This is a genomic window from Bradyrhizobium sp., assembly GCF_019242285.1.
In the GTDB taxonomy this organism is placed as follows: Bacteria; Pseudomonadota; Alphaproteobacteria; order Rhizobiales; family Xanthobacteraceae; genus Bradyrhizobium.
On the sequence record NZ_JAFAVV010000580.1, the window covers coordinates 1 to 23,845 of the forward strand.

General features: G+C 65.3%; 21 protein-coding genes and 1 pseudogene. 10 read left to right on the plus strand and 12 right to left on the minus strand.

Annotated features, from left to right (window positions below; all coding sequences use genetic code 11):
* From JOY90_RS23535 to JOY90_RS23550, 4 genes are all read right to left on the minus strand, one after another.
* Positions 1–934: LLM class flavin-dependent oxidoreductase (locus JOY90_RS23535; RefSeq protein WP_291693512.1), on the minus strand; the 934-nt coding region annotated here is incomplete at its 3' end.
* 118 nt (positions 935–1,052) lie between these two features.
* Positions 1,053–3,239 carry a molybdopterin cofactor-binding domain-containing protein gene (locus JOY90_RS23540; protein WP_291693531.1) on the minus strand — a complete coding sequence of 729 codons (2,187 nt, stop codon included), beginning with the start codon at positions 3,237–3,239 and terminating at the stop codon, positions 1,053–1,055.
* A 19-nt stretch (positions 3,240–3,258) separates the two neighbouring features.
* Entirely contained in the window at positions 3,259–3,708 is a 450-nt protein-coding gene (locus tag JOY90_RS23545) for a (2Fe-2S)-binding protein (RefSeq protein ID WP_291693513.1), read from the minus strand.
* Between the two features lie 149 nt (positions 3,709–3,857).
* On the minus strand, positions 3,858–4,421 hold the full coding sequence (locus JOY90_RS23550; protein ID WP_291693514.1) for a TetR/AcrR family transcriptional regulator: 564 nt from the start codon (positions 4,419–4,421) through the stop codon (positions 3,858–3,860).
* A 287-nt stretch (positions 4,422–4,708) separates the two neighbouring features.
* Between JOY90_RS23550 and JOY90_RS23555 the strand changes: the two genes are divergently transcribed.
* The 4 genes from JOY90_RS23555 (at position 4,709) to radC (ending at position 8,975) form a co-directional block, all read left to right on the plus strand.
* Complete coding sequence (locus JOY90_RS23555; RefSeq protein WP_291693515.1) at positions 4,709–6,022, plus strand: nucleotide disphospho-sugar-binding domain-containing protein; 1,314 nt, start codon at positions 4,709–4,711, stop codon at positions 6,020–6,022.
* A gap of 86 nt (positions 6,023–6,108) precedes the next feature.
* On the plus strand, positions 6,109–7,314 hold the full coding sequence (locus JOY90_RS23560; RefSeq protein ID WP_291693516.1) for a multidrug effflux MFS transporter: 1,206 nt from the start codon (positions 6,109–6,111) through the stop codon (positions 7,312–7,314).
* Positions 7,315–7,346: 32 nt separating this feature from the next.
* Positions 7,347–8,201, plus strand: coding sequence for an alpha/beta fold hydrolase (locus tag JOY90_RS23565; protein WP_291693517.1), 855 nt, complete (start codon positions 7,347–7,349; stop codon positions 8,199–8,201).
* 54 nt (positions 8,202–8,255) lie between these two features.
* Positions 8,256–8,975 carry a DNA repair protein RadC gene (gene radC, locus JOY90_RS23570; RefSeq protein ID WP_291693518.1) on the plus strand — a complete coding sequence of 240 codons (720 nt, stop codon included), beginning with the start codon at positions 8,256–8,258 and terminating at the stop codon, positions 8,973–8,975.
* On the opposite strand, the gene JOY90_RS23575 is transcribed toward radC, so the two are convergent.
* On the minus strand, positions 8,972–9,295 hold the full coding sequence (locus tag JOY90_RS23575) for a hypothetical protein (protein ID WP_291693519.1): 324 nt from the start codon (positions 9,293–9,295) through the stop codon (positions 8,972–8,974). The genes radC and JOY90_RS23575 overlap by 4 nt on opposite strands.
* A 139-nt stretch (positions 9,296–9,434) precedes the next feature.
* Between JOY90_RS23575 and JOY90_RS23580 the strand changes: the two genes are divergently transcribed.
* Positions 9,435–10,232, plus strand: coding sequence for an SDR family oxidoreductase (locus JOY90_RS23580; RefSeq protein ID WP_291693520.1), 798 nt, complete (start codon positions 9,435–9,437; stop codon positions 10,230–10,232).
* Positions 10,233–10,282: 50 nt separating this feature from the next.
* On the opposite strand, the gene JOY90_RS23585 is transcribed toward JOY90_RS23580, so the two are convergent.
* From JOY90_RS23585 to JOY90_RS23605, 5 genes are read right to left on the minus strand one after another with little or no spacing between them, the layout of a single operon-like run.
* Entirely contained in the window at positions 10,283–10,939 is a 657-nt protein-coding gene (locus JOY90_RS23585) for an AprI/Inh family metalloprotease inhibitor (protein WP_367276986.1), read from the minus strand.
* Positions 10,940–10,977: 38 nt separating this feature from the next.
* Positions 10,978–11,967: a 2-hydroxyacid dehydrogenase gene (locus JOY90_RS23590; RefSeq protein ID WP_291693522.1), complete on the minus strand. Its 990-nt coding sequence runs from the start codon at positions 11,965–11,967 to the stop codon at positions 10,978–10,980.
* Positions 11,967–12,800, minus strand: a complete 834-nt coding sequence (locus JOY90_RS23595; protein WP_291693523.1) for an ABC transporter permease — start codon at positions 12,798–12,800, stop codon at positions 11,967–11,969. Before JOY90_RS23595 ends, JOY90_RS23590 begins: the two co-directional genes overlap by 1 nt.
* Positions 12,797–13,570 carry an ABC transporter ATP-binding protein gene (locus JOY90_RS23600; protein ID WP_291693532.1) on the minus strand — a complete coding sequence of 258 codons (774 nt, stop codon included), beginning with the start codon at positions 13,568–13,570 and terminating at the stop codon, positions 12,797–12,799. The genes JOY90_RS23595 and JOY90_RS23600 overlap by 4 nt, the downstream gene beginning before the upstream one ends.
* Before the next feature lie 39 nt (positions 13,571–13,609).
* On the minus strand, positions 13,610–14,659 hold the full coding sequence (locus tag JOY90_RS23605; protein WP_291693524.1) for an ABC transporter substrate-binding protein: 1,050 nt from the start codon (positions 14,657–14,659) through the stop codon (positions 13,610–13,612).
* Between the two features lie 77 nt (positions 14,660–14,736).
* On the opposite strand from JOY90_RS23605, the gene JOY90_RS23610 reads away from it, so the two are divergent.
* The 5 genes from JOY90_RS23610 to JOY90_RS23630 all read left to right on the plus strand — a co-directional run bounded on the left by JOY90_RS23610 (position 14,737) and on the right by JOY90_RS23630 (position 21,632).
* The gene (locus JOY90_RS23610) at positions 14,737–15,570 is read left to right on the plus strand and encodes a creatininase family protein (protein WP_291693525.1); all 834 of its coding nucleotides are present in this window, start codon (positions 14,737–14,739) and stop codon (positions 15,568–15,570) included.
* A gap of 147 nt (positions 15,571–15,717) precedes the next feature.
* Positions 15,718–16,005 carry a hypothetical protein gene (locus tag JOY90_RS23615; protein WP_291693526.1) on the plus strand — a complete coding sequence of 96 codons (288 nt, stop codon included), beginning with the start codon at positions 15,718–15,720 and terminating at the stop codon, positions 16,003–16,005.
* Positions 16,006–16,355: 350 nt separating this feature from the next.
* Positions 16,356–18,542 (plus strand): carbohydrate porin, encoded by a 2,187-nt coding sequence (locus tag JOY90_RS23620; RefSeq protein WP_291693527.1) that lies wholly within the window; start codon positions 16,356–16,358, stop codon positions 18,540–18,542.
* A 25-nt stretch (positions 18,543–18,567) separates the two neighbouring features.
* Entirely contained in the window at positions 18,568–20,304 is a 1,737-nt protein-coding gene (locus JOY90_RS23625) for an ABC transporter permease subunit (RefSeq protein WP_291693528.1), read from the plus strand.
* A 17-nt stretch (positions 20,305–20,321) separates the two neighbouring features.
* Positions 20,322–21,632 carry an AAA-associated domain-containing protein gene (locus JOY90_RS23630; protein ID WP_291693529.1) on the plus strand — a complete coding sequence of 437 codons (1,311 nt, stop codon included), beginning with the start codon at positions 20,322–20,324 and terminating at the stop codon, positions 21,630–21,632.
* Positions 21,633–21,787: 155 nt separating this feature from the next.
* Here JOY90_RS23630 and JOY90_RS23635 read toward each other — a convergent pair whose 3' ends face one another.
* Together JOY90_RS23635 and JOY90_RS23640 are read right to left on the minus strand one after the other, a co-directional pair.
* Entirely contained in the window at positions 21,788–23,419 is a 1,632-nt protein-coding gene (locus JOY90_RS23635; protein WP_291693530.1) for an FMN-binding glutamate synthase family protein, read from the minus strand.
* A gap of 193 nt (positions 23,420–23,612) precedes the next feature.
* Positions 23,613–23,845 (minus strand): annotated as a pseudogene (locus JOY90_RS23640) (patatin-like phospholipase family protein); the annotation flags it as partial.

Sequence of the window (23,845 nt, forward strand, 5' to 3'; positions counted from 1 at the left end):
CCTGCTCGGCCGTGCCGACCAGGCATGAGGTATTGCCGAGCGCGCCGGTAGCCTTGGCGATCGGCATCCACAGGCGCTCGTCATGAATGTCGCTCTCGAGCGCGAAGCCCATGAGCCGCTTGCCGGCATTGTCGACCGGGCCGCTCACCGCTTCCTGTCGCCGCCAGCCCTTCGCGGCGTCCATCGCGCCGAGGATGCGATTGGCCTTCTCCCATGCGGCGTCCTCGGTATCGGCGATGATCGGGCGAACCGAGACGTTGAACCGTGGCGCGCGTCCGAAGGCCGCCGCCTGCGCGCGGAACTGCGCGATGCGCTCGCGCGTCGAGGCGAGCGGCTCGGCATAGATCGCGTAGACGTCGCATAATCTCGCGCCCATCTCGAGCGCGCCTGCCGAAGCGCCGCCGAAGAACAATGGAGGATGCGGCTGCTGCAACGGGCGCACATCCGAATGTGCGCCCTCGACCCGATAGAAGTTTCCCGCGAAATCGAACGGTTCATTGCTCGACCAGGTGAGCCTCATCAGCTCCAGGTATTCGGCCGCGCGTCGATAGCGCTCGTCCTTCGGACTGAAATCGCCATCGCCATGTTGCTCGTCATCCGACTTGCCAGTGATGATGTGAACCGCGAGCCTGCCGCCGGTCAGATGATCGAACGTCGCGATCTTGCGCGCCAGCAAGGTCGGCGCCACGAACCCGGGACGATGCGCGACGAGGTAGCCGATCCGATCCGTCTGCATGGCAGCATAAAGCGCGACCAGGAATCCTTCCGCCGACGAAGACGAATAACCCACCAGCACCGTGTCGAAGCCAGCCCGATCATGGGCACGGGCAAATTCAACAAGATAAGACGGCGACAAGCCGCCCTCGATCACGTGCAGGCTGGCTTCGCTGCTCGGCGGCGCCACGCCGATCATTCCAATGATTTTGACGGGCATGATCGTTCCTTTCACCGGAACGGACGCTGGCCGATGGTGGTGGTGCAGTCAAGTCGAAGGGCAGCGCACGCTCGGTTGTGCCGGAGGAAGCGGACATCGGGACATGAATTTCTCCGGATCAGGCGAACACGATATCGAGATTGGACAGCGGCACCGAACGGATGCGCTTGCCGGTCGCGGCGAAATAGGCGTTGAGCACTGCCGGCGCGGCAACGGCGATGGTCGGCTCGCCGACGCCGCCCCAGAAGCCGCCGCTCGGCATCACGATCGCTTCGACTTTCGGCATCTCGCGGATCCGCATCGCGTTATAGGTGTCGAAATTGGTCTGCGCGATGCGGCCGTCCTTGACCGTGCAACCACCATAGAACAATCCGGTGAGGCCGAATACGAATGAGCCGGCGATCTGCCGCTCGATCTGCGCCGGATTGACGACGGTGCCGGGATCGGTGGCGGCGACGATGCGATGCACCCTGATCCTGTTGGTGTCAGTGACGGAGATTTCGGCGGCGGCGGCGACGTAGCTTCCGAGCCCCATCTGCTGCGCGATGCCGCGAAACACCCCCTGAGGCGCGGGGCTGCTCCAGCCGACGCGCTCGGCGACCGCATCGAGGACGGCGAGATGCTTCGGATGGTTCGCCATCAGCTTGCAGCGGAATGCGAGCGGGTCCTGCCCGGCCGAATGCGCCAGCTCGTCCATGAAGCATTCGAGATAGATCCCGTTCTGGTTGCCGTTGACGCCGCGCCAGACACCTACCGGAACATGAGGATTGCGCATGGAATGGTCGATCAGCAGATGCGGGATGGTGTAACCCAGCCGTGCCGGCCCGATATTGGCGAACGCCTCTCCGGATGATGCGACGCCCTGGAACGTGAACGGATCCATGCCGTCCTTGAGTAGCTCGGGCGTGCTGCTCGCGGCAATCGACTGGCCCGAGATACGCATATGCAGGCCGGTCAGATTGTCGTCGGCATCGAATGCGCCGGTCAGCTTGCACTGCGTGACCGGATGATACCTGCCATGCGTCATGTCCTCCTCGCGTGACCACACGAGCTTGACCGGTGTGCCCGGCATCTGCCTGGCGATCAGGACCGCCTGCCGAACATAGTCGGGCACCGTGCGACGGCCGAAGCCGCCGCCGAGCATCACCTTGTGGACATCGCATTTGTCGGAGGGCAGGCCGGAGGCCTGGACGACCGCGGTGAAAGCACGCTCGCCATCCTGAGTCCCGGTCCAGACCTCGCATTTGTCGGGCGTGTAGAGCGCCGTGGCGTTGAGCGGCTCCAATGCCGCGTGGTTCTGGTAGGGATAATCGTACACCGCCTCGATCGTCCTGGCGGCGCCGGCGATAGCGCCCCTGGCGTCGCCATCGGCATTGCCGACAAAGGCAGGCTGCGCAGGATCGAGACCTTCCTCGAGCCACCCGGCGATGGACGCGCTCGACACCTTGGCGTTGTCGCCTTCGTCCCAGACGATCGGCAAAGCATCGAGCGCGGTCTTGGCGCGCCACCAGGTGTCGGCGATGACGGCAACGGCGTCGTCGCCGACCCGCATGACTTTCCCGACGCCTTTCAAGCCGGCGATCTTCGCTTCGTCGAAGCTCTTCAGTTTGCCACCGAAGACCGGACAGGCCCTGATCGCGGCGCTGAGCATGCCCGGAAGCCTGACATCGATGCCGTAGATCATCTTGCCGGTGGTCTTGTCCGCGGTGTCGAGCCGTTTCATGCTCCGGCCTGCGATCTTCCAGTCCCTCGGATCCTTCAGCTCGACGTCCGTCGGCGGCTCGAGTTTTGCCGCGGCCTCCGCCACCTTGCCGTAGGTCACGGTGCGGCCCGTCGGCGCGTGGGTGATGACGCTGTCGGCGGCGACACACTCGACCGCCGGCACCTTCCATTCATTGGCTGCCGCCTGAAGCAGCATCACGCGGGCGGCCGCGCCGCCCCTGCGGACATATTGTTGCGACGCGCGAATGCCGATGCTGCCGCCGGTATTGAAGCTGCCCCACGGGCGCTTTCGCGCGGCGCTTTGGCCTGGAGTAGGATATTCCGTCGTGACCTTGCTCCAGTCGCATTCGAGTTCTTCGGCGACGAGCTGAGCGAGGCCCGTCAGCGTGCCTTGCCCCATTTCGGAGCGCGCAATGCGGATCACGACCGTATCGTCAGGCCGGATCACCACCCAGGCATTGACCTCGCGCGTGCCATCGGCGGCGCGAACCGCGGTCGGTCCACCAAACGGGACGTCGAATCCAAGGGCGAGACCGGCGCTGGCGGCGCCGACGACAAAAGCGCGGCGATCGAGTTGACGCATGGGGTTCACGGCGCCCTCCTCAAACGTTCGCGGCGGCGTGAATGGCTTCGCGAATCTGCTGGTAGGTGCCGCAGCGGCAGATGTTGGTGATGGCGTCGTCGATGTCGGCATCGGAAGGCTGCGGATTGTCCTTCAGCAGCGCAGCGACCGCCATGATCATGCCGCTCTGGCAATAGCCGCATTGCGGAACGTCATGGTCGATCCAGGCCTGTTGAACTCTGGTCAGCACGCCATTGATCGCAAGGCCCTCGATCGTGGTGATCTGCCTGCCGACGGCTTCGCTGACCAGCACGCCGCAGGACCGCATCGCGACGCCGTCCATGTGAACCGTGCAGGCGCCGCATTGGGCGATGCCGCAGCCATATTTGGTGCCGGTCAGCCCGACGTTTTCACGGATCGCCCAAAGTAGCGGCGTGTCCGGCTCGACGTCGATGTCGATCATCTGTCCGTTGATGCTGAGCTTCGCCATCATGCTTCCTCGGCGTTGCGCGTCGTCGCAGCCGTGCTGATAGCAGCTGATGCAATACGAGTTGCATCAAGGATTCATCTAACGCAATAAAATTTGCGTTACTGACGGGAGGTGATGCCCCCGCCTGCCGGTGGCTCGCGAGGCGAGCGCTAGGATCGTGCCACCAGCCGGTCGACCAGACGATCGGCGACGGCCCTGCTGAGCGGCCGGCCAAACAGCGCGCGCATGTAAAGCGGCGCCAGCACGTAATCGATCAGCTCGGCGACATCCGGCGGCTTCTCGCCGCGCTGCCGGGCGCGCTCCAGCATCAGCGCCATCTGCTCGCTCCGGCGGTTCAGCGCCACGCGGCGCAATGATCCATCGGCGCCGGCCGGCGGCGTCGTTGCGATCACCGCCCGAAAGAACGACGAGCCTTCGCGGCTCGCGAGACTGGTCGCGATCGGACGGGCCCAGGCGAGCAAGTCGCCGCGCAGCGATCCGGTATCGGGCAGCGGTCGCTCGCGCATCAGTTTTTCGACCGCGACCTCCATGATCAAGGCGCGCACGTCCCCCCAGCGGCGATAGAGGCTGGTCGCGGCCATGCCGGCCCGTTCGGCGATGTCGGTCATCGTGACCGCCTCGTGTCCCCGTTCAGCCAGCAGCGCGGCCGCGGCTTCGAAAACCGCCGCCCTGTTGCGGGCGCTGCGGCCTCCGGGCCGGGTTTTCCCCGTCATGCCTCGGTCCTTATTGCAATTGCATTTGCGCCAGTCATACACGCGAAGCTGATTTGTTGTCACGCGGGCGTCAGCGCCCGCGGACGTTGCATGACGCCGGTTTGACCGGCCCGGCGGCTTCGCCATTACAGCCGTAATCATCCTCCGCCGCTCCGTAATTGTGGCGTAGCCGGCAACGCCGAGGCTCGCCGCGTCACGCCACGCGGTGTGTTCGGGCCGGTCGAGCGGCCATCCTGCCACCGCGTTGCGCCAATCGACCCGCCTGGCAATCACGGAGGCAATGTATCGTGTCGTACAATTTCCTGCTCATATCCTGGGGCACTTCCGGCAATCTCAATCCGTTGCTGACCGCGGCGCGTCTGCTCCGGCAGCGGGGACACCGCATCCGGGTGATGGCTGATCCGGCGATGCGCGACGAGGTCGCGGCGGCCGATTTCGAGTTCGTGACCTGGCGTCGCGCGCCGACCGGACGCGAAGCGGATCCGGTCGACTTCACCGACATCATCGACTGTTTTCGTCGCGCCTTGATCGATCCGGCGGCCGCCTATGCGGCCGACGTCCGCGACGAGATCGGCAGGGCTGCGACCGACGCCGTGCTGACCATCGACATCCTGTTCGGCGCCGCCCTCGGCGCCGAGGCGGCGGGGGTGCCCTACGCGATGCTCTCGCCGCATGTGAGCCTTCGGCCGCTCGCCGGTGTGCCGCCCGCCTCCACCGGCATGTCGGCGCCAAGGACACCGGAGGAGCGTACCGAGGTCGCCGCCGCCAGCGGTCAGTTCGCGGAGGTCTTCAATGCCTTGCTGCCGGGCTTCAACGATGCCTGCGCGCGGTTCGGTGTGACGCGCCTGCCGCACATGCTGGACATCTTCGACCGGCCTGCGCGCGTCCTGCTGGCGATGAGCCAGGCGTTCGACTTCAAGGCGGACTGGCTGCCCGACAATGTCCGCTATGTCGGGCCGCTGCTCGACCAGCCCAGTTGGTCCGGGCCGTGGCGCGCGCCGTGGTCGGCCGGTTCGAACCGGCCGCGCGTGCTGATTGCCTGCTCGACCGGCGCGCAGGGCCAGGGCGAGCTGTTTCAGCGCGTCATCCATGCGATGGGGCAGCTCGACATCGAAGCCGTGGCCACCGCCGGTCCCAATCTCGATATCGACATGTTCCATGCTCCGGACAATGTGCGCCTGCTCCGCAGCGCGCCGCACGACACCGTCATGTCCGAGGTCTCGCTCGTCATCAGTCAAGGCGGACATGGCACCGTCAACCGCGCACTGATCCACGCGCTGCCGCTGCTGGTGCTGCCGATGGGACGCGACCAGGGCGACAACGCCGCCCGCGTCGAAGCCAAGGGCGCCGGCCTCCGGCTGTCGCCGGATGCGTCCGAGACGGAGATCGCTTCGGCGGCGGCAAGGTTGATCCTGGACCCGCAGTTCGGCTTCTGTGCGCGACGGCTCGGCAATGCGATCAAGATCGACATCGACAGCACCACCCTGGTCCGGGAGATGGAGGCGGTTGCGGCAATGGGCTGCGGCGGTCGGATGGCAGCCGAGTCCGCCGCCCGAGCGAGGTCCGCCAGACGTGCAAACAGGCGGCAGCCCGCGGCTTGACGCCCGGCCTTCTCTGCCCCCGCACGGCATCGCGGCGGCGGCGCGACGCCGGTGGCGGCTCTGCTCTCCGGATATCCGACGGTCCCATGCCCCTTCGTCCCAACTCCCTTGCCTTCACATGGCTGCTCGGCCTGTTGTCCGCACTGCCGACCTTTGGCATCGACATGATCCTGCCGGCCCTGCCGGCGACGGCCAGAGCCCTCGGAGCGCCCGCTTCCGAGATCGGTCTCGCGATGAGCGTCTATCTGCTCGGACTTGGCGTGGCGCTGGTCGTGTACGGCCCCATCTCGGACCGGATCGGCCGCCGGCCCATCATCCTGTTCGGCGGCGCACTCCTGGTCCTCGCCAGCATCGGCTGCATGCTCGCGCGCTCGCTGCCGCAACTCCTGCTGTTCCGCACGCTGCAGGGGATCGGCGCCTCGGGGCCGGGCATGGGGGCGCTGACCGTCGTGCGCGACCTGTTCGACGGCGAGGCAGCGCGCGCGAAAATGTCCTACATCGTGTTCGCCGTGAACATCGTGCCGATGATCGCGCCGACCGTCGGCGCGGCGCTGCTGGCGCTGGGCGGCTGGCAGACGGTGTATTGGGTGCCGGTTTTCGGCGGATGCATCCTCCTCGCCGCGATGCGCGGCCTTGCCGAGACCGCACGGATCGATCCGCACGCCCGCTTCAGTCTGCCGGCCGTTGCGCGGGACTACCTCGCCGTTCTGAGCCACCCCGTCTGCCTGGGCAACGCGCTGTGCAATGCCGCCGCCGCGGGCGCGGTGTTCGCCTACATCACCGGCTCCTCGTTGTTCCTGATCGACGCCATCGGCATGAGCCCGAGCCGGTACGGCGTCGTTTTCGGCGCAAGCTCGCTCTCGGTGATGGCCGGCTCCCAGCTCAACCAGCGGCTCGCCGGACGGGGCGTGACGTCCCGTCAGATGATCGTCATCGGCCTTTCGCTTTCGACCGCGCTTGCGGTGTGCCTGCTGACCATGGCGCTCGCGGACGGCAGGTCTATTCCGCTCATCGTTCTCGTCATGACCGGCGTCGCCCTGTCCTTTGGACTGATCTCGCCCAACGCCGTCGGCGACGCGCTACAGCCGATGCCCGCCATCGCCGGCAGCGCCGGTGCGGTCGTGATGTTCATGCAGATGCTCGGCGCGGCATCGTCGAGCTGGCTCGTCACCTTCCTGTTCGACGGCCGTTCCGCGCTGTCGATGGCGCTCACCATGCTGCTGTTCTGCCTGCTCGCGGTGGCGTCTTACGTGGGGACAACGCTGGTTGCCCTTCGCACAGCTTCGGCCTGAGCAGCGATATCGAAATAATTCAGGAGACGACGATGAGCCGCAACCGCAAACTGAACCCGGCTTTCCTGGACCGCGACGGCGTCCGGCTCGCGCATTTCGAGGCCGGCCCGGCCGATCCGCGCACGCCGTCGCTTCTGCTGGTCAATGGCTGGACCGGCGATCACCGCATCTTCACGCCGCAGATCGAGCATTTTGCGCAAAGCCGGCGTGTCGTCGCGATCAACCTTCGCGGCCATGGCGCGAGTGACGCGCCGGAGCAGGAATATACGATGGCGGGATTTGCCGACGACATCGCCTGGCAGTGCTTCCTGCTCGGGATGGACCGGCCGGTGGTGATCGGCCACAGCCTCGGCGGCGCGATCTCGCTCGAATTGTGCGGCCGCTATCCGGAGCTGGCCTCGGGCCTGATCATGATCGATTCGATCGTCATGCCCGCCGGCGAGATGCGCAATGCGCCCGAAGTCGGCCAGCTTCTGGCCGGCATCGGCGGGCCGAACTATCTCGACGTTTCCAGGACGAACGCCTGGGAGATCGGCTGCGACTATGACGACCCGGGGCGGCGCAAGGCGATCTTCGACGAATACATCCGGCCGCCTTGCGAGAGCACGCCCCAGCACGTGGCCTTCTCGACCATCAGAAATGCCGTCCTCAGCTACGATGCCGAGCCGGCAGCGAAGGCCTGCCGCATTCCGATGGCCTACATTTCCGCCGACGTGCCGCTGGTCAACATGGCCCGCGACCTCGACCGCCTCAAGGCGCTCTGTCCGCAGCTCGTGATCGCCAAGACGATGCTGGCCGGCCATTTCAACACCGTCGAGGTGGCCGATCAGGTCAACGCCATGATCGAGCGCTTCCTCGCCGTCGGGCTTGGGGCCTACCGGACCTGACGCGGCGGCACTTCCCGGTTGCAAAAGTTTGTGGACGCGGCATGTTCTCCCTGCATGCCTGCCAAATTGCCCCAGCCGGAAGATCCGCCCGTCACCGCCGACACGCCGCATTATCACGGCCATCGCGAGCGGCTGCGGGAGCGATTCCGCAGCGCCGGCGCCGACGCGCTCAGCGACTACGAGCTCCTGGAGCTGGTGCTGTTCGCGGCGCAGCCGCGGCGCGACATGAAGCCGCTCGCCAAGGCGCTGCTGAAGACCTTCGGCTCGTTCGCCGAGGTGATCCACGCGCCGGAGACGCGGCTGCGCGAGGTCGGTGGCATCGGCGACACCACCGTCAATCATCTGAAGCTGATCGCCGCGGCCGCCCACCGCGTCGCCAGGGGCGAGCTCAAGCAGCGCGGACGGCTGTCGTCATGGGAGGACGTGATCGACTACTGCCGCACCAGCATGGCGTTCGCCGACAAGGAGCAGTTCCGCCTGCTGTTCCTCGACAAGCGCAACCAGCTCATTGCCGACGAGGTGCAGCAGACCGGCACCGTCGACCACACGCCGGTCTATCCCCGCGAGGTGATCAAGCGCGCGCTGGAACTGTCCGCGACCGCGCTGATCCTGGTGCACAACCACCCCTCCGGCGACCCCTCGCCCTCGCAGGCCGACATTACGATGACCAAGGCGATCGTCGAGATCGCCAGGCCGCTCGGCATCGCCGTGCACGACCACATCATCGTCGGCAAGAACGGGCATGCGAGCCTGAAGGGGATGAAGCTGATCTAGATCATTCGCCCTGCGCCGGGAGCGAGGCGGTAGATGAGATTGATGATGCTTTCGAACAGCAGGAAATGCTCCGGCGGCAGCCGCAGCCCCGTCCCGATCACGCGCAATCGAACTTGCCGGACTGCAGGACCGAGGCGGCGACTGATTCGGCCGTATCGAAGATCGATCAGGCAGCTCGTGACGTCGTAGCCGGCCGCGCGGGCGTTCTCGATCTGCGCCGCGATGAAGCCACGGAAAAGCTCGGGTGTGAATGGGGGAAAGGCGGCATAGTCGACGAAGCGCGGGTCGATGCCGATGGCGAGCACGCGTTTCTGCACCATGAGGAGGGCTCCAATCGGGGGGTCCCGTCGGTCCGAAAAAGTCGGTCGCCGGTTGTCGGTTGCGGGAAATGCCACCATCTCCGTAAGAAAGCCGTCAACGAGCCAGACTATGTTGCGCGGCCAGCACGGAGTTGCCCTCATGACAACCAATCCCAGACCGCTCGCGCTCGTGACGGGCGCATCGAGCGGCATCGGCGCGCAGCTCGCCCGCGAGCTCGCGCGCGACGGCCACGACCTGATCCTGTGTGCGCGCCGCGTCGAGCGGATGCAGGCGCTCGCTGATGAGTTCAAGGCGATGGGCGCGGCCTGCACCATCATCGCGGCCGATCTCGGCAAGAGCGGCGCCGCCGCGGGCCTGGTGCGGGAGATCGAGGCGAAGGTCCTCGTCGTCGACGTCCTGATCAACGCCGCCGGCCTCGGCGGCCAGGGGCGCTTCCACAAGAGCGATCCGCAACGGATCGGCGAGATGCTGCAGCTCAACGTGGTTACGCTGACCGAGCTGACCCGGCTGGTGCTGCCCGGCATGGTCCGCCGCGGCCGCGGGCATGTCATGCTGCTGTCGTCCACCGCCGCTTTTCAGCCGGGACCGAACATGGCGGTCTACTGCGCCAGCAAGGCCTATGTGCTGAGCTTCGGCCAGGCCATCGCCTATGAAGTGAGAAACACCGGCGTCAGCGTCACCACGCTCTGCCCCGGTGCCACCGCGACCGAGTTCGCGGAGGTGGCGAGCGTCGCGAACTCCGCGCTGTTCAAGGGCAGCATGATCCCCGTCATGAGCGCCAGCGAGGTGGCGCGGATCGGCTATCGTGGCCTGAAGGCGCGCCGCTCCGTCGTCATCACCGGGCTGTTGAACCGGATCATGGCGATCTCAAGCCGGCTGTCACCGACCGCACTGACGCTGCGGATCGCAAGCTGGATGATGTCCGCAGCAAGATAGAGCCGATCGCCCCGACGATCTCCCTCCGCCCCGTAGACGGCGAGGCAGGCCTACTGCCGCAGCATGATCAGCGGATTGGCGCTGTCGGGCACGAGGCGCCATTGCGCATTGTCGTCGGCCTCGAAACGCCAGGTCTCGCCCCTGTCCGACATCAGCATGATCTGGCCGTGCTCCAGCCGCCACTGCGTCGGCGCGAACGCCGCGACGGCGGAATCGCATTTCGGCTTCAGGAACACCTGGAAATTATCGTGGCCGGCGTCATTGTTGGTCAGCGTCAATCCGCAGATCGTGTTGCCGTCGCCGTGGACCATGGCCCAGTCGCCGATCATCTGGTCCATCGACTTGGCGAGCGAGCGCGCGGCGGCGAGATTTTGCAGGATGTAGACGCCTTCGCCCGTGCGCAGCCCCTCGAAGATGCCGGTCTCGACCTCGGTGAAGTCGATCACCGCCTCGGCCTGGGCGTCCTGAAGGCGCACGATGTCGAGGCCCTTGACGTTCCAGCCCGTGATGTCCTTGGTGAAGGGCAGCGCCGCCGCGCAATTGGGCTCGAGCTCGAGCTTCGAGCCTTGCGGTGCGGCGTCGGGCTTCAGGGTGACCACGCAGGTCTTGCTGCGGTCGGTGGTCGAGAGCTCCCACTGGCCGATCATGCCCTTCCTCAGGCTCGCCGTGTCCTGCGCTCGCGCGGGCGATCCCGGGACGAGCGACATCAGCAGGGCTGCGAGGAAGAGACAGAGGCGGGATGTCATCAGCGGGCCTTGGCGGGGGTCTCGGCAACTGGCGTCAGCGGTGGCTTGCCGGCGAACCATGCCTTCAGATTGTCCACCACGAGCTGGTCCATGGCGTTGCGCGTTACCACGGAAGCCGAGCCAATATGTGGCAGCAATACGACGTTTGGCATCGCCTTGAGCTCGTCCGGCACGTTGGGCTCCTTCTCGAACACGTCGAGGCCGGCGGCGAGAATCGTGCCGGACTTCAGCGCCGCGACCAGCGCCTGCTCGTCCACGACCGTGCCGCGCGCGACGTTGATGATCACGCCGCGCGGCCCCAGCGCCTTCATGACATCGGCATTGATCATCTTGGCCGTCGACGGCCCGCCCGGCAGGATGAGGATCAGCGTATCCACCGCCTTCGCCATCTCCATCAGGTCGGGATAGTGCTTGTACGACATGCCGGGCGCGGGATTGCGGGTGTGATAGACCACCGGCACCCGGGAAGCATCGAGCCGGCGCGCGATCGCCTGCCCGATCCGCCCCATGCCGACCATGCCGACGGTGCGGTCGCGCAGCGAGCCGGCACTCAGGGGAAACTGCTGCGTGCTCCACAGGCCGGCCCGCAAGTACCGGTCGGCCTTGACGAATTCGCGCAAGGTCGCAATCAACAGGCCCATCGCGATATCGGCGACCTCCTCGGTCAGGACATCAGGCGTGTTGGTGACCATGATGCCGTGGTCGCGCGCATAGTCGGCGTCGACATGGTCGTAGCCGACGCCGAAGGCGGACACGATCTCGAGCTTGGGAAATCGCCCCAGCGTCTTGGCGTCGCCGCGTACCGTGTTGTAGGTGATGGCCATGCCGCGAGCCCGTGCGGCGACATCAGGCGCCAGCCGCTCCAGGTCGTGCGTCGTTTCGAAATGATGCAGCACGAACTGGTCGGAGAAGCCGTTGTTGACGATCGGCTTGCTCGGTCCGTGGACCACCAGATCGATTTTTTCGGACGAGACTGTACCGGCCGCCATCAGCTTTCCTTTCCGAGCGCGCTTTCGTGCCAATGCCGCAATGCGAGATGCGAAACTAGCGCCAGCAGGGCATAGATGACAATCCCAGCCAGTGACAGCAGAAGCAGCGCCGCGAACATGCGCGGGATGTTCAACCGGTAGCCGGATTCGGCGATCCGGTAGGCAAGGCCGGAGCCCGCGCCAGCCGTGCCTGCCGCAATTTCCGCCACCACCGCCCCGATCAGCGACAGTCCGCCGGCGATGCGCAGGCCGCCCAGCACATACGGCAGCGCTGACGGAAATTTGAGGTAACGCAGCGTCTGCAGCGGCGAGGCGCCATAGAGCTGAAACAGCCCGGCCAGGTTGCGGTCGACCGAATTGAGCCCGAGCGTGGTGTTGGACAGCACCGGAAAGAACGCGACGATCCAGGCGCAGACCACGACCGCAGCCTGCTGCGGCAGGTAGATCAACAATAGCGGCGCGATCGCGATCACGGGCGTGACCTGCAGGACCACGGCATAGGGGAACAGCGAATATTCCAGCGCCTTCGACTGGTTGAACAAGAGCGCCAGCGCAATGCCGCCGATGCTGGCGGCGACGAAACCTTCGAGCGTGGTCAGGAGCGTCACGAGCAGCGAATCCCACAGCACGCCCCAGTCGCCGGCCAGCGTCGTGAAGACCGCGATGGGACCGGGCAGCACATAAGGCTGGATGTCGTTGAGACGGACGATCAGCTCCCACGCCGCGGTGGCGACTATCGCAACGACGACCGGCAGCACGATTCGCAAGGCCCGCACGACGCGGCCGTTGCGGGCCGCGGCGGCCGCCCTGCCCTCCTCCTGCAACGCGCTCATAGCGACGACCGTCCGGCATAGGACGGCGCCAACGCCGCCGACACCTTGCGGCAGAGATCGGCATAGCCGGCCGAGGTCCGAAACGCCTCGCTGCGCGGCTCCTCCGCCTCGATGCGGATCTCCGAGCTGATGCGGCCGGGCCGCGCCGTCATCACGATCACGCGCTGCGACAGGTAGACCGATTCGAACACCGAATGGGTGACGAAGACGACGGTCTTGTTCAAATTGCGCCACAGCGCCAAGAGATCGTTGTTGAGGCGGAAGCGGGTGATCTCGTCGAGCGCCGCGAACGGCTCGTCCAGCAGCAGGATCTCCGGATCGGTGACGAGCGCGCGCGCCAGCGACACCCGCATCTTCATCCCGCCCGACAATTCCCGCGGATAGCTATTGGAAAAATCGGCCAGCCCGACGCGCTCGAGCGCTTCGCCGACACGCTGGTCGGATTCCGCCGCCGGCACATGCGCGAGCTTCAGCGGCAGCCGGACATTTTCCTCAACGCTGGTCCAGGGCATCAGCGTCGGCTCCTGGAACACGAAACCGATGCCGCGGCCGGGCCGTCCCTCGCCCGCGCGATGCGCGACGACGACCTCACCGGAGGTCGGCGCAGCCAGACCGGCGATCAGCCGCAATGCGGTCGACTTACCGCAGCCCGATGGCCCGAGCAGTGAGACGAACTCGCTCTTGCCGATGTCGAGATCGAGCGGCCCCAGCGCCGTCACACCATTGTCATAGGTCTTGGTGACGCCGCGCAGGCGGACCGCGCGCCCCATGACGGGCGTGTCGAGCTCGGGCAAGGCTTCACCCACGATCTACTTCTGCGGCCGCAGCTCGATGCCGACGCCCTTGTTGACGAAACGCAGCGTGTAGGATTTTCGGTAGTCGATGTCGGGCTTGACCACGCCGGCCTTCACCATCTTGGCGAAGAAGCTCGTCACCCGCTCGTCGGTCATGGCGCCGACGCCGTTCTTGAGCGTGTCGCCGGAATCGACGATGCCGTATTCCTTCATCTTGGCGACGGAATAGGCCAGGAGCTCATCGGTCATCTCCGGGTTGAGCTTCTTGATCATGGCATTGCCGGGCGCATTGTCGCCATAGAGATAGTTGTACCAGCCAATCACGGAGGCATCGACGAAGCGCTGCACCAGGTCCGGCTTCTTCTGCACCAGGTCGATACGGGTCTCGATCAGGGTCGAGTAGTCGTCGAAGCCGTAGTCGGCAAGCAGGAGGACACCGGGCTTGAAGCCGGCCGCCTTTTCCACCGCATAGGGCTCGGAGGTCGCATAGCCCTGCATCGCGCTCTGCGCGGTCGCGATGAAGGGCTGCGGGTTGAACGTATAGGGCTTGACGTTCTTTTCGTTGAAGCCGTATTCGGACTTCAGCCACTGGAAATAGCTGGTGATGCCCTCCTTGGAGATGAACAGCGTCAGCGGCTTCAGGTCCTCGAGCTTCGAGACCCGCGATTCCGGATGGGTGAGGAAGACCTGCGGATCCTTCTGGAAGATCGCGGCCACCGAGACCACCGGCACGTTGTTGGTGACCGCGTCGAGCGACATCAGCGAGTTCGCGGCCATGAAGAAATCGAGCTTGCCGGAAATAAGCAGCATGCGGTTGTTCACGTTCGGGCCGCCTGGCACGATGGTGACGTCGAGCCCATATTTCTGGTAGGTGCCGTCGGCCACGGCCTGGAAGAAACCGCCATGCTCGGCCTCGGCGACCCAGTTGGTGCCGAACGAGACCTTGTCGAGCTTGCCGGCCTGATCCTTGTCTTGTCCTTTTTCTTGGGCCAGGGCCGGAGCCGCGGTCAGAAGGGCGGCCAGCAGGCCCGCCGTTAACGTTCGAAACAAGACAGCCGGCTGCATGATTGGACTCCATTCACCGTTCTGGCACATAGTACAGTAATTAACTTGCAATGGCCTCGAAAGAAACATCTCGCGCGATGACGTCAACCGTTCCGCCCCGCAACTGGAGCGATATTCGCTGGCCTGAGATCGCCGCAGCCGAGCCCGCGCGGTGGATTGCGGTGCTGCCGCTGGCGGCGACGGAGCAGCACGGCCCGCATCTGCCGTTAGGTACCGACGTGATGATCGCGGAGGCCTATCTCGCGCGGGTGCGCGAACTCGTCGCCCCGACCTTGCCGGTGACGTTCCTGCCGGTGCAGCCGGTCGGGATCTCCACCGAGCATGTCGACTATCCCGGGACGCTGACGCTGCCGTCCGATGTCGCGCTGAAGAGCTGGCTCGCGCTCGGCGAGAGCGTCGCGCGCGCCGGCGTGAGGAAGCTCGTGATGATCACGAGCCACGGCGGCAACAGTGCGGCGATGACGCTCGCCGCTCAGGAGCTGCGCGCGCGATGCGGCCTGCTGGTCGTCACCACGTCCTGGTTCCGCTTCGGCATCCCCGACGGCTTGTTCTCCGACGTCGAATTGCGCCACGGCATCCATGGCGGGGCGGTCGAAACCTCGATCATGCTGGCGCGCTACGGCGCGCATGTGCGAAGCGATGAGATCGCTGATTTCCACCCCGCCAGCGTCGAGATGGAGGCGCATCGTCGCTGGCTTTCGACACAGCGGCCGGCGCCGTTCGCCTGGCAGACGCAGGACCTGCACCCCAGCGGCGGCATCGGCGATGCGACCGAAGCCAGCGCCGACAAGGGCGAGCAGTTGCTCGATCATGGCGCGCGCCGGTTCATCGAGCTGCTCGAGGACATCGATGAATTCGACGTGAGCGTGCTGGCGGACGGGCCGCTGAAGGGTACGCCCGGCTCGGCTTGATCTTGTTGCACTTGACCTTGTTGCACTCGTAATACCCATTTCGGCTTACCAAAATTTCACCCGGAACGCGCGAACCGGAATCCGGGCAGCTCCGTCGAATCGAGCACGCGGACCACAACGGACCGCCTCAACCCAACGGAGTTCACCATGTCGACCAAGACCAGGATTGCCGCTGTCGCCCTCGCCGCGCTCGCCGTCACCGGCAGCGTCGCTTCCTCCACCACCGCCGCAGAGGCCCACGGTTTCTATCACGGCGGTTTCTCTCACGGCGGCTTCCACCATGGCTGGGGCATCGGCGCCGGCCTGCTCGGTGCCGCCGTCGTCGGCAGCGCCATCGCCGCCAGCGAGCCCTACCCCTATTACGAGCACTGCGGCTGGGTGCGTCGCTTCGATGCTTTCGGCAACTACATCGGCACCGTCCGTAGCTGCTACTGATCAACGGCGTTGAGGTTGTGGATTTCGCGTCCGGCACGGGCGCCTCATCCACCCCGTGCCGTTCCCGACCCGCCCGGCTGTCCCCCCGGGCGGGTCACCCTTTTTGTTTGGTCCGCCTACGTCTTTCATAAAAGCTTCGTCGGATCGTCTTATGGGCGACGGAGCGGCCACAACGTCAGGTAACTTGCGTGAGTGAGGGCCGGGGTCGATTTGAAACGACTTCTGTTGCACACGCGTCACTGAATCACATCATTCGCGAGCGCTTTCAATGGTCGCGCTTCCAATTGCGAATGACTTGCAATAAGGCTGGAACCGACGGTCTTGACGGAGTCGACCGGTAATGTGGTGCAATGCGTTTCAGCGGAAACGGCAATGGCAACAATTGGTTTCAGGCGATGGTCGTAGGGAATGCCTCGGCGCCGGCGCGGGAAAAAGCCATCCGCCTCACTCTCCGATTCGGCGCCTCGATAGCCATCGGGCTCAGCGCGCTACTGCTCGGCGGTCCGGCCTTAACCGCGGAGAGACCCGCCGATCTTCCGGTCAAAGCACCGGTCAGCTACCTCACGAACGGCTACGATTGGACCGGCTGGTACGTCGGGGCGCATGCCGGCGTGATCAGGGGGTCCTCGACCTGGTCTTCAAACCTCGTGGGAGCTGCCGCCCCGGGCCTGAACGGATCGTTCGACCTCCCGTTCAACTTCGATTTCATGGCAGGGACGGGCAGCTTCGTCGCCGGATTGCAAGGCGGGTATAACCGTGTCCTGCCGTCTCGCATGCTGCTCGGTGTCGAGGCCGACGTCAGCTTTCCCAATTCGGACGTGGTGGTGCCCTATTCAGTGCGGGGCAGCCAAACCGCCGCTTCTCCGCTGACCGGTCAGGTAACCTATGGCGAAGGGGTGATCCACTACGGAAGCGCCCGCGCCCGAATCGGCTATGCGTTCGACCACCTGCTCCTCTACGGAACGGCTGGCCTGGCCTGGACCTACGACCAAGTGGCGCGGACCCAGGTTGCTGCGTCCGCCTTCGGCAACTCAGTCCCGCCAGGGACGACGGAAACTGCGTTGCTGTGGCGGTTGGGCTGGGCCGCGGGAATCGGCGTTGAGCTTCCCATCACCGGCAATTGGACGGCGAAGGCCGAATATCTGCAGACGGGATTTGGCCGCAAGGGCGCATTCTTCGCCGGCTCTGCGGACACATTTCAATCCGACCTTGCGATGCAAAGCCTTCGGCTCGGCCTGAACTACAAGCTCGGCGGAACAGATCCCTTGCCGGAGCTTCTGACCAAAGGCCCTCGCGCGCTGGAGACCGATCGCTTCGCCTTCCACGCGCAGGCCACTTTCCTCAATCAATATGACCCGTCCTTTCGGGATCCGTATCGAGGGCAGAACAGTCTCGCTCCGAACATCGGCCGTGAGACCACCGACGTCACCTTGTACGCGGGCGCAAAGCTATGGGATGGCGCCGAGTTCTGGATCACGCCTGAAATCGACCAGGGTTTTGGCTTGAGCGGCTCGGTCGGCGCGGCGGGCTTCCCGAGCGGCGAGGCCTACAAGGTCGGCGCAAGCTATCCGTACACGCGGCTACAGCGGGCATTCGTCCGCCAGACCATAGATCTCGGGGGCGACACCCAGAAAGTCGATTCCGGGCTCATGCAATTTGCGGGATCGCAGACCTCCGACCGGCTGGTGATCACGGTTGGCAAGATCGGCGTCGTCGATATTTTCGACACCAACAAATATGCCCATGATCCGCGCGGCGATTTCATGAACTGGACGGTGATCGACACCGGCACGTACGACTACGCCGCAGATGCGTGGGCCTATACGGTCGGCGGAGCGATCGAGTGGTATACCGGCCCATGGACCCTTCGCGGAGGCATGTTCGACCTTTCCGTCGTGCCGAACTCGACCATGCTGGATTCCCATTTCGGACAATTTCAGTGGGACGGCGAAATCGAGCGGCGCTACTCGATTTTCGGCCAGCCGGGAAAGGTGGCTGTGACGGGATTCCTGAGCCGGGGCCGAATGGGCAGCTTTCAAGACGCCATCCAGCTTGCCGCGATGACGGGCGGTCCCGCCGACATCACCGCCGTCCGCACCTATCAAAGCCGCGGCGGCATCAGCATGAATCTCGAGCAGCAACTGGTGGAGAATGTCGGCTTGTTCGCCCGAGCCGGCTGGGCCGACGGCAGCAAGGAGCCTTATGAATTCACCGATGTCGACCGCACCGTCGCGGCGGGACTCTCGGTTTCCGGGAAGATGTGGGGTCGCGATGACGATACCTTCGGCATCGCCGGGGTCGTCAACGGCCTTTCCAAGGTGCACCAGGCGTTCCTCAATGATGGCGGGCTTGGAATTCTGGTGGGCGACGGCCAGTTGCCGCATCCGGGCGACGAGGGCATCTTCGAGACCTATTACAGCCTTCCCTGGTTTGCCTCGAGAGTCACACTCGACTATCAACTGATCGTCAACCCCGCCTACAATCGCGACCGAGGTCCGGTTTCGGTATTGGGCGTGCGCGTGCATACGCAATATTAGCATTCGCCCACATGGGGCTCGTCGGATGACACTCCAGGATCTCCGGGTACTGCCTGCGTGGAGGGAGGCGCTGCGCCCGAACATCTGGGACGTCGTCGCGCTGCTTCTCGTGATCGGCGCCATGGTGCTGATCGTCTATGGCGGCGAGCAGACGACGCTGCCGCTCTCGACGCTTCAGGTCGCGCCGGTGTCGCTCGATCCGATCCACCTGCCGGCCTATGCCCTGCGCACGACACTGCGCATGCTGCTCGCGATCGTCTGCTCGACCGTCTTCACCTTCGTCTATGCCACGCTGGCGGCCAAGAGCCGACGCGCCGAGCTGGTGCTGATCCCGCTGCTCGACATCCTGCAATCGGTGCCGATCCTCGGCTTTCTCACCTTCACCGTCGTGTTCTTCATGAACCTGTTCCCCGGCAACCTGCTCGGCGCCGAGCTCGCCTGCGTGTTCGCGATCTTCACCAGCCAGGCCTGGAACATGACCTTCAGCATGTACCAGTCGATGCGCAACGTACCGAAGGACCTCGACGAGGCGGCCGCGAGCTTCCACCTCTCCGGCTGGCAGCGGTTCTGGCGGCTCGACGTGCCGTTCGCGATGCCCGGGCTGATCTGGAACGCGATGATGTCGATGTCCGGCGGCTGGTTCTTCGTGGTGGCGTCGGAGGCGATCACCGTCGGCAACACCACGGTGACGCTGCCCGGCGTCGGCTCCTATGTGGCGCTGGCGATCGAGAAGCAGTATCTCGTGGCGATCGGCTACGCGCTCCTGACCATGTTGCTCGTCATCCTCGCCTATGACCAGCTCCTGTTCCGGCCGATCGTGGCCTGGGCCGACAAGTTCCGGTTCGAGACCACCGCCTCCGGCGACGCCCCGACCTCCTGGATGCTGGACCTGTTCCGCCGCACCCGGGCGCTGCGCGCGCTGTCCCGTCCGTTCGCGGCGGTCAATCGCGCCTTCTCCAACCTGCACGTCGCGCTCCCCTTCCGCTTCCGCACCGAGCCGCGCTACGCGCCGCCGTCGCGCCTGATCGATGCGCTCTGGTTTCTCGTCATCGCGCTCGGGACTGCCACTGCAGCCTGGGAGGCCTATGACTATCTGGCGGGCTGGCTTGGTCTTGGGGATGTCCTCGCGGCATTCGGCTATGGGCTGATCACGCTGCTGCGGGTGATCGTGCTGATCGCATTGGCGACCCTGATCTGGGTGCCGGTCGGGGTCTGGATCGGGCTTCGACCAAAACTCGCCGAGCGCGTGCAGCCGCTGGCGCAGTTCCTCGCCGCCTTCCCCGCCAACCTCGCCTTCCCGGTCTTCGTCGTGATGATCGTGCGCTTCGGCCTCAACGCCAACATATGGCTGAGCCCGCTGATGATCCTGGGCACGCAGTGGTACATCCTGTTCAACGTGATCGCGGGCGCCAGCGCCTTTCCAAGCGACCTGCGCGAGGCGGCGTCGAGCTTCCACCTGAAAGGATGGCGCTGGTGGACCAAGGCGGTGCTGCCCGGCATCTTCCCGTACTACATCACCGGCGCGATCACCGCCTCCGGCGGCTCGTGGAATGCTTCCATCGTCGCCGAGGTCGCGAGCTGGGGCGATACGCACCTGTCGTCGGCGGGGCTTGGCGCCTATATCGCCAAGGCGACGGAGGCGGGCGACTTCCCACGCGTCGTGCTCGGCATCGCCGTCATGTGCATCCTGGTGACGCTGTTCAACCGGCTCCTGTGGCGACCACTCTACGCCTTCGGCGAGCGGCGGCTGCGGCTCGGATAACCAAGGAAAGGCCGTGCATGCTCGACCCAGTCAATCAGGCCAAGCTGATCGATATCAGCGGCGTCTGCCGCTCGTTTCCGAAGGGCAGCGGCGAGGACCTGCTGGTGCTCGACAATGTTGATCTGACCATCCAGGCCGGCGAGATCGTCGGCCTGCTCGGCCGCTCCGGCTCGGGCAAGTCAACCCTGCTGCGCATCATCGCCGGCCTGATCAGGCCGTCGTCGGGCAGCGCGAAATGCCGCGGAGAAATCATCCAGGGGCCGCCGAACGGCGTCGCCATGGTGTTCCAATCGTTCGCGCTGTTTCCATGGCTGACCGTGCTGCAGAACGTCGAGCTGGGCCTGGAGGCACTCGGCGTCGACAGCGCCGAGCGGCGCAAGCGGGCGCTCGCCGCCATCGACCTGATCGGCCTCGATGGTTTCGAGTCCGCCTTCCCGAAGGAGCTGTCCGGCGGCATGCGCCAGCGCGTCGGCTTCGCCCGTGCGCTGGTGGTGCATCCGGACCTGCTCCTGATGGACGAACCGTTCTCGGCGCTGGACGTCCTGACCGCCGAGACGCTGCGCACCGACCTGGTCGATCTCTGGATCGAGGGCCGGCTGCCGATCAAATCGGTCCTGATGGTGACGCACAACATCGAGGAGGCGGTCCTGATGTGCGACCGAATCCTGGTGTTCTCGTCCAATCCGGGCCGGGTCGCCGCCGAGTTCAAGGTCGACCTCGCACACCCGCGCAATCGCCATGACGCGGCCTTCCGGCAACTCGTCGACACGCTCTATGCCCGCATGACCCAGCGCGCCGAGCCGAAGGCGCCGGCGCCCGAGGCCATTCCCGGATTGGGCATCGGCATGGCGCTCACCCACGTCTCCTCCAACGTGCTGTCCGGCCTGATCGAGACGCTGGCGGCGCCGCCCTACAACGGACACGCCGACCTGCCGGTGCTCGCCGGCCAGTTGCAGCTCGAAGCCGACGAGATCTTTCATCTCGGCGAGGCGCTGCAGCTTCTGCGCTTCGCGCAGTTGAGCGAAGGCGACCTCGTGCTCACCGATGCCGGCAGGCGCTTTGCGAACCTTGACACCGATGCGCGCAAGAAACTGTTCGCCGAGCACCTGATCGCCCATGTGCCGGTCGCCGGCCTGATCCGCCGCGTGCTCGACGAGCGGCCGTCGCACACCGCGCCCGAAGCGCGCTTCCGCAACGAGCTCGAGGACTACATGTCGGAGGACTATGCCGACGAGACGCTGAAGACCATCGTCTCCTGGGGCCGCTATGCCGAGCTGTTCGCCTATGACGACCAGGCCGAGATGTTCAGCCTGGAGAACCCGCATTAGGGACGCGCCATCGCTGCGTAGGCCGTCGGGTGGGCTAAGCTTCGGTCGACGCTCGAAAGAGCGTCGACCGAAGTGTGCCCACCATCGAAAGCCGTGCCGTGGAGACAATGGTGGGCACGGCGCTTTGCGCCTAGCCCACCCTACACACCTACATCTCACGACACCGGCTGGAACGAGTCCGCGCGCGCCATGGCCCAGGCGTCGACGTAGCGCCGGTCGCTGGTGCCGTCGAGCAGTTCACCGGGGCGCAGCGCCGGATAGAGCCTTGCGAACGAGCAGACCTCCGTGGTCGAGGTGCGCTGCGAGAAATGGATCGGCCGCAATTCCTGCGGGTGCTCGAGACCGGTGGCGGCGATCAGCTCGGCGAGCGCATGCAGCGTCGCGTGGTGGTAGTTGTAGACCCGGTCGATCTTGTGCGGCACGTACAGCGCGCGGTTGCGCGAGGGGTCCTGCGAGGTGACGCCGGTCGGGCAGCGATCGGTGTGGCAGGAGAGCGACTGGATGCAGCCGAGCGCGAACATGAAGCCGCGCGCGGAGTTGCACCAGTCGGCGCCGATCGACATCGCCCGCGCCATGTCGAAGGCGGTCGCGATCTTGCCGGAGGCACCGATCCTGATGCGGTCCCGGGCGTTGATCCCAACCAGTGCGTTGTGGGCGAAATTGACGCCCTCGCGCATCGGCATGCCGAGATGGTCCATGAATTCGAGCGGCGCGGCGCCGGTGCCGCCCTCGTTGCCGTCGATCACGATGAAGTCGGGATAGATGCCGGTCTCGCGCATCGCCTTGCAGATCGCGAGAAACTCCCAGGGGTGGCCGATGCACATCTTGAAGCCGGCCGGCTTGCCGCCGGCGAGTTTTCGCATGTTGCCGACGAACTGCATCATCTCGATCGGCGTGGAGAACGCGCGGTGGGTCGCGGGCGAGATGCAGTCCTCGCCCATCGCCACGCCCCTGATCTTGGAAATCTCCTCCGACACCTTCGCCGCCGGCAGCACGCCGCCATGGCCGGGCTTGGCGCCCTGGCTGATCTTGAGCTCGACCATCTTGATCTGGTCGTGGGCGGCCACGCGCGCGAATTCGTCCGGATTGAAGCGGCCATCGAGATGGCGGCAGCCGAAATAGCCCGAGCCGATCTCCCAGATGATGTCGCCGCCGTTCTCCGCATGATAGGGGCTGAAGCCGCCCTCGCCGGTGTCATGAGCGAAGCCGCCCTTCCTGGCGCCGGCGTTGAGCGCGCGCACCGCGTTCGGGCTGAGCGCACCGAAGCTCATGGCCGAGATGTTGAACACCGAGGCCGAATAGGGCTTGGTGCAATCGGGCCCGCCGATGGTGATGCGGAATTTCTCGTCCGAGCGCACCTTGGGCGCCACCGAATGGTGCATCCACTCGTAGCCCTCGCGATAGACGTCCTCCTGGGTGCCGAACGGCCGCTTGTCGAGCTGCATCTTGGCGCGCTGATAGACCACGGCGCGGATGTCGCGGGAGAACGGCATGCCGTCCTTCTCGCTCTCGAAGAAGTACTGCCGCATCTCGGGCCGGATCTCTTCGAGCAGGAAGCGCATATGCGCCGAGATCGGATAATTGCGCAGGACCGCGTGGCCCTTCTGCATGAGGTCGCGAATGCCGAGCAGCGTGAGGCCGCCGAAGATCAGGAGTGGAACGAGGACGACGTCGAACGCCTTGGGATTGTGATCGAAGAGGCCAACGCTAAGCAGCAAGGCGGTTACCACGGCACAAATCGTGAGAACGATGTACCTCGGCGAGAACGGAAGCAGCAACGTTTCCATGATATCCCTCAGGCAATGTCGGCCGCTTTTCTTGTTGTCGGGATGCGGCCCGATTCCAACTATCAGAACGAGGAGGCAGAGGCTATCCCGCGATGGCGGTCGCGGTTATGACAGCAGTCCTACCGGTTCCAGATGCTGGTAATCAATCCGCCACCTGTTCAGGTCTCGTTTTGCAGTGCAATGCGAGGGGCCGCTAATGGCCGTGCGGGCGCAATTCGCCCGGTATGTTGCTTTCGCCGCTGGGGCTCAACCCGCCTTGCGCGAGCCATTCGTCAGTGTTCCCTATCGCGCGCTCGATGTGCTCGGCGGTGTGCGCGAAATCATAGGGCGATCCGACCAGCGGACAGAGCGGCGGCACCACGAAATATTGAATGGAGCGGTCGAGGTTCTCCAGCTCGTTCACCAGTTGCCGCGCGATCAGCAGCG

Coding starts and splice junctions, on each gene's coding strand:
- JOY90_RS23540 (WP_291693531.1), bottom strand. CDS start 3,239: ATGCGTCAACTCGATCGCCGCGCTTTTGTCGTCGGCGCCGCCAGCGCC.
- JOY90_RS23545 (WP_291693513.1), bottom strand. CDS start 3,708: ATGGCGAAGCTCAGCATCAACGGACAGATGATCGACATCGACGTCGAG.
- JOY90_RS23550 (WP_291693514.1), bottom strand. CDS start 4,421: ATGACGGGGAAAACCCGGCCCGGAGGCCGCAGCGCCCGCAACAGGGCG.
- JOY90_RS23560 (WP_291693516.1), top strand. CDS start 6,109: ATGCCCCTTCGTCCCAACTCCCTTGCCTTCACATGGCTGCTCGGCCTG.
- JOY90_RS23565 (WP_291693517.1), top strand. CDS start 7,347: ATGAGCCGCAACCGCAAACTGAACCCGGCTTTCCTGGACCGCGACGGC.
- radC (WP_291693518.1), top strand. CDS start 8,256: ATGCCTGCCAAATTGCCCCAGCCGGAAGATCCGCCCGTCACCGCCGAC.
- JOY90_RS23575 (WP_291693519.1), bottom strand. CDS start 9,295: ATGGTGCAGAAACGCGTGCTCGCCATCGGCATCGACCCGCGCTTCGTC.
- JOY90_RS23580 (WP_291693520.1), top strand. CDS start 9,435: ATGACAACCAATCCCAGACCGCTCGCGCTCGTGACGGGCGCATCGAGC.
- JOY90_RS23585 (WP_367276986.1), bottom strand. CDS start 10,939: ATGTCGCTCGTCCCGGGATCGCCCGCGCGAGCGCAGGACACGGCGAGC.
- JOY90_RS23590 (WP_291693522.1), bottom strand. CDS start 11,967: ATGGCGGCCGGTACAGTCTCGTCCGAAAAAATCGATCTGGTGGTCCAC.
- JOY90_RS23595 (WP_291693523.1), bottom strand. CDS start 12,800: ATGAGCGCGTTGCAGGAGGAGGGCAGGGCGGCCGCCGCGGCCCGCAAC.
- JOY90_RS23600 (WP_291693532.1), bottom strand. CDS start 13,570: ATGGGGCGCGCGGTCCGCCTGCGCGGCGTCACCAAGACCTATGACAAT.
- JOY90_RS23605 (WP_291693524.1), bottom strand. CDS start 14,659: ATGCAGCCGGCTGTCTTGTTTCGAACGTTAACGGCGGGCCTGCTGGCC.
- JOY90_RS23610 (WP_291693525.1), top strand. CDS start 14,737: ATGACGTCAACCGTTCCGCCCCGCAACTGGAGCGATATTCGCTGGCCT.
- JOY90_RS23615 (WP_291693526.1), top strand. CDS start 15,718: ATGTCGACCAAGACCAGGATTGCCGCTGTCGCCCTCGCCGCGCTCGCC.
- JOY90_RS23620 (WP_291693527.1), top strand. CDS start 16,356: ATGCGTTTCAGCGGAAACGGCAATGGCAACAATTGGTTTCAGGCGATG.
- JOY90_RS23625 (WP_291693528.1), top strand. CDS start 18,568: ATGACACTCCAGGATCTCCGGGTACTGCCTGCGTGGAGGGAGGCGCTG.
- JOY90_RS23630 (WP_291693529.1), top strand. CDS start 20,322: ATGCTCGACCCAGTCAATCAGGCCAAGCTGATCGATATCAGCGGCGTC.
- JOY90_RS23635 (WP_291693530.1), bottom strand. CDS start 23,419: ATGGAAACGTTGCTGCTTCCGTTCTCGCCGAGGTACATCGTTCTCACG.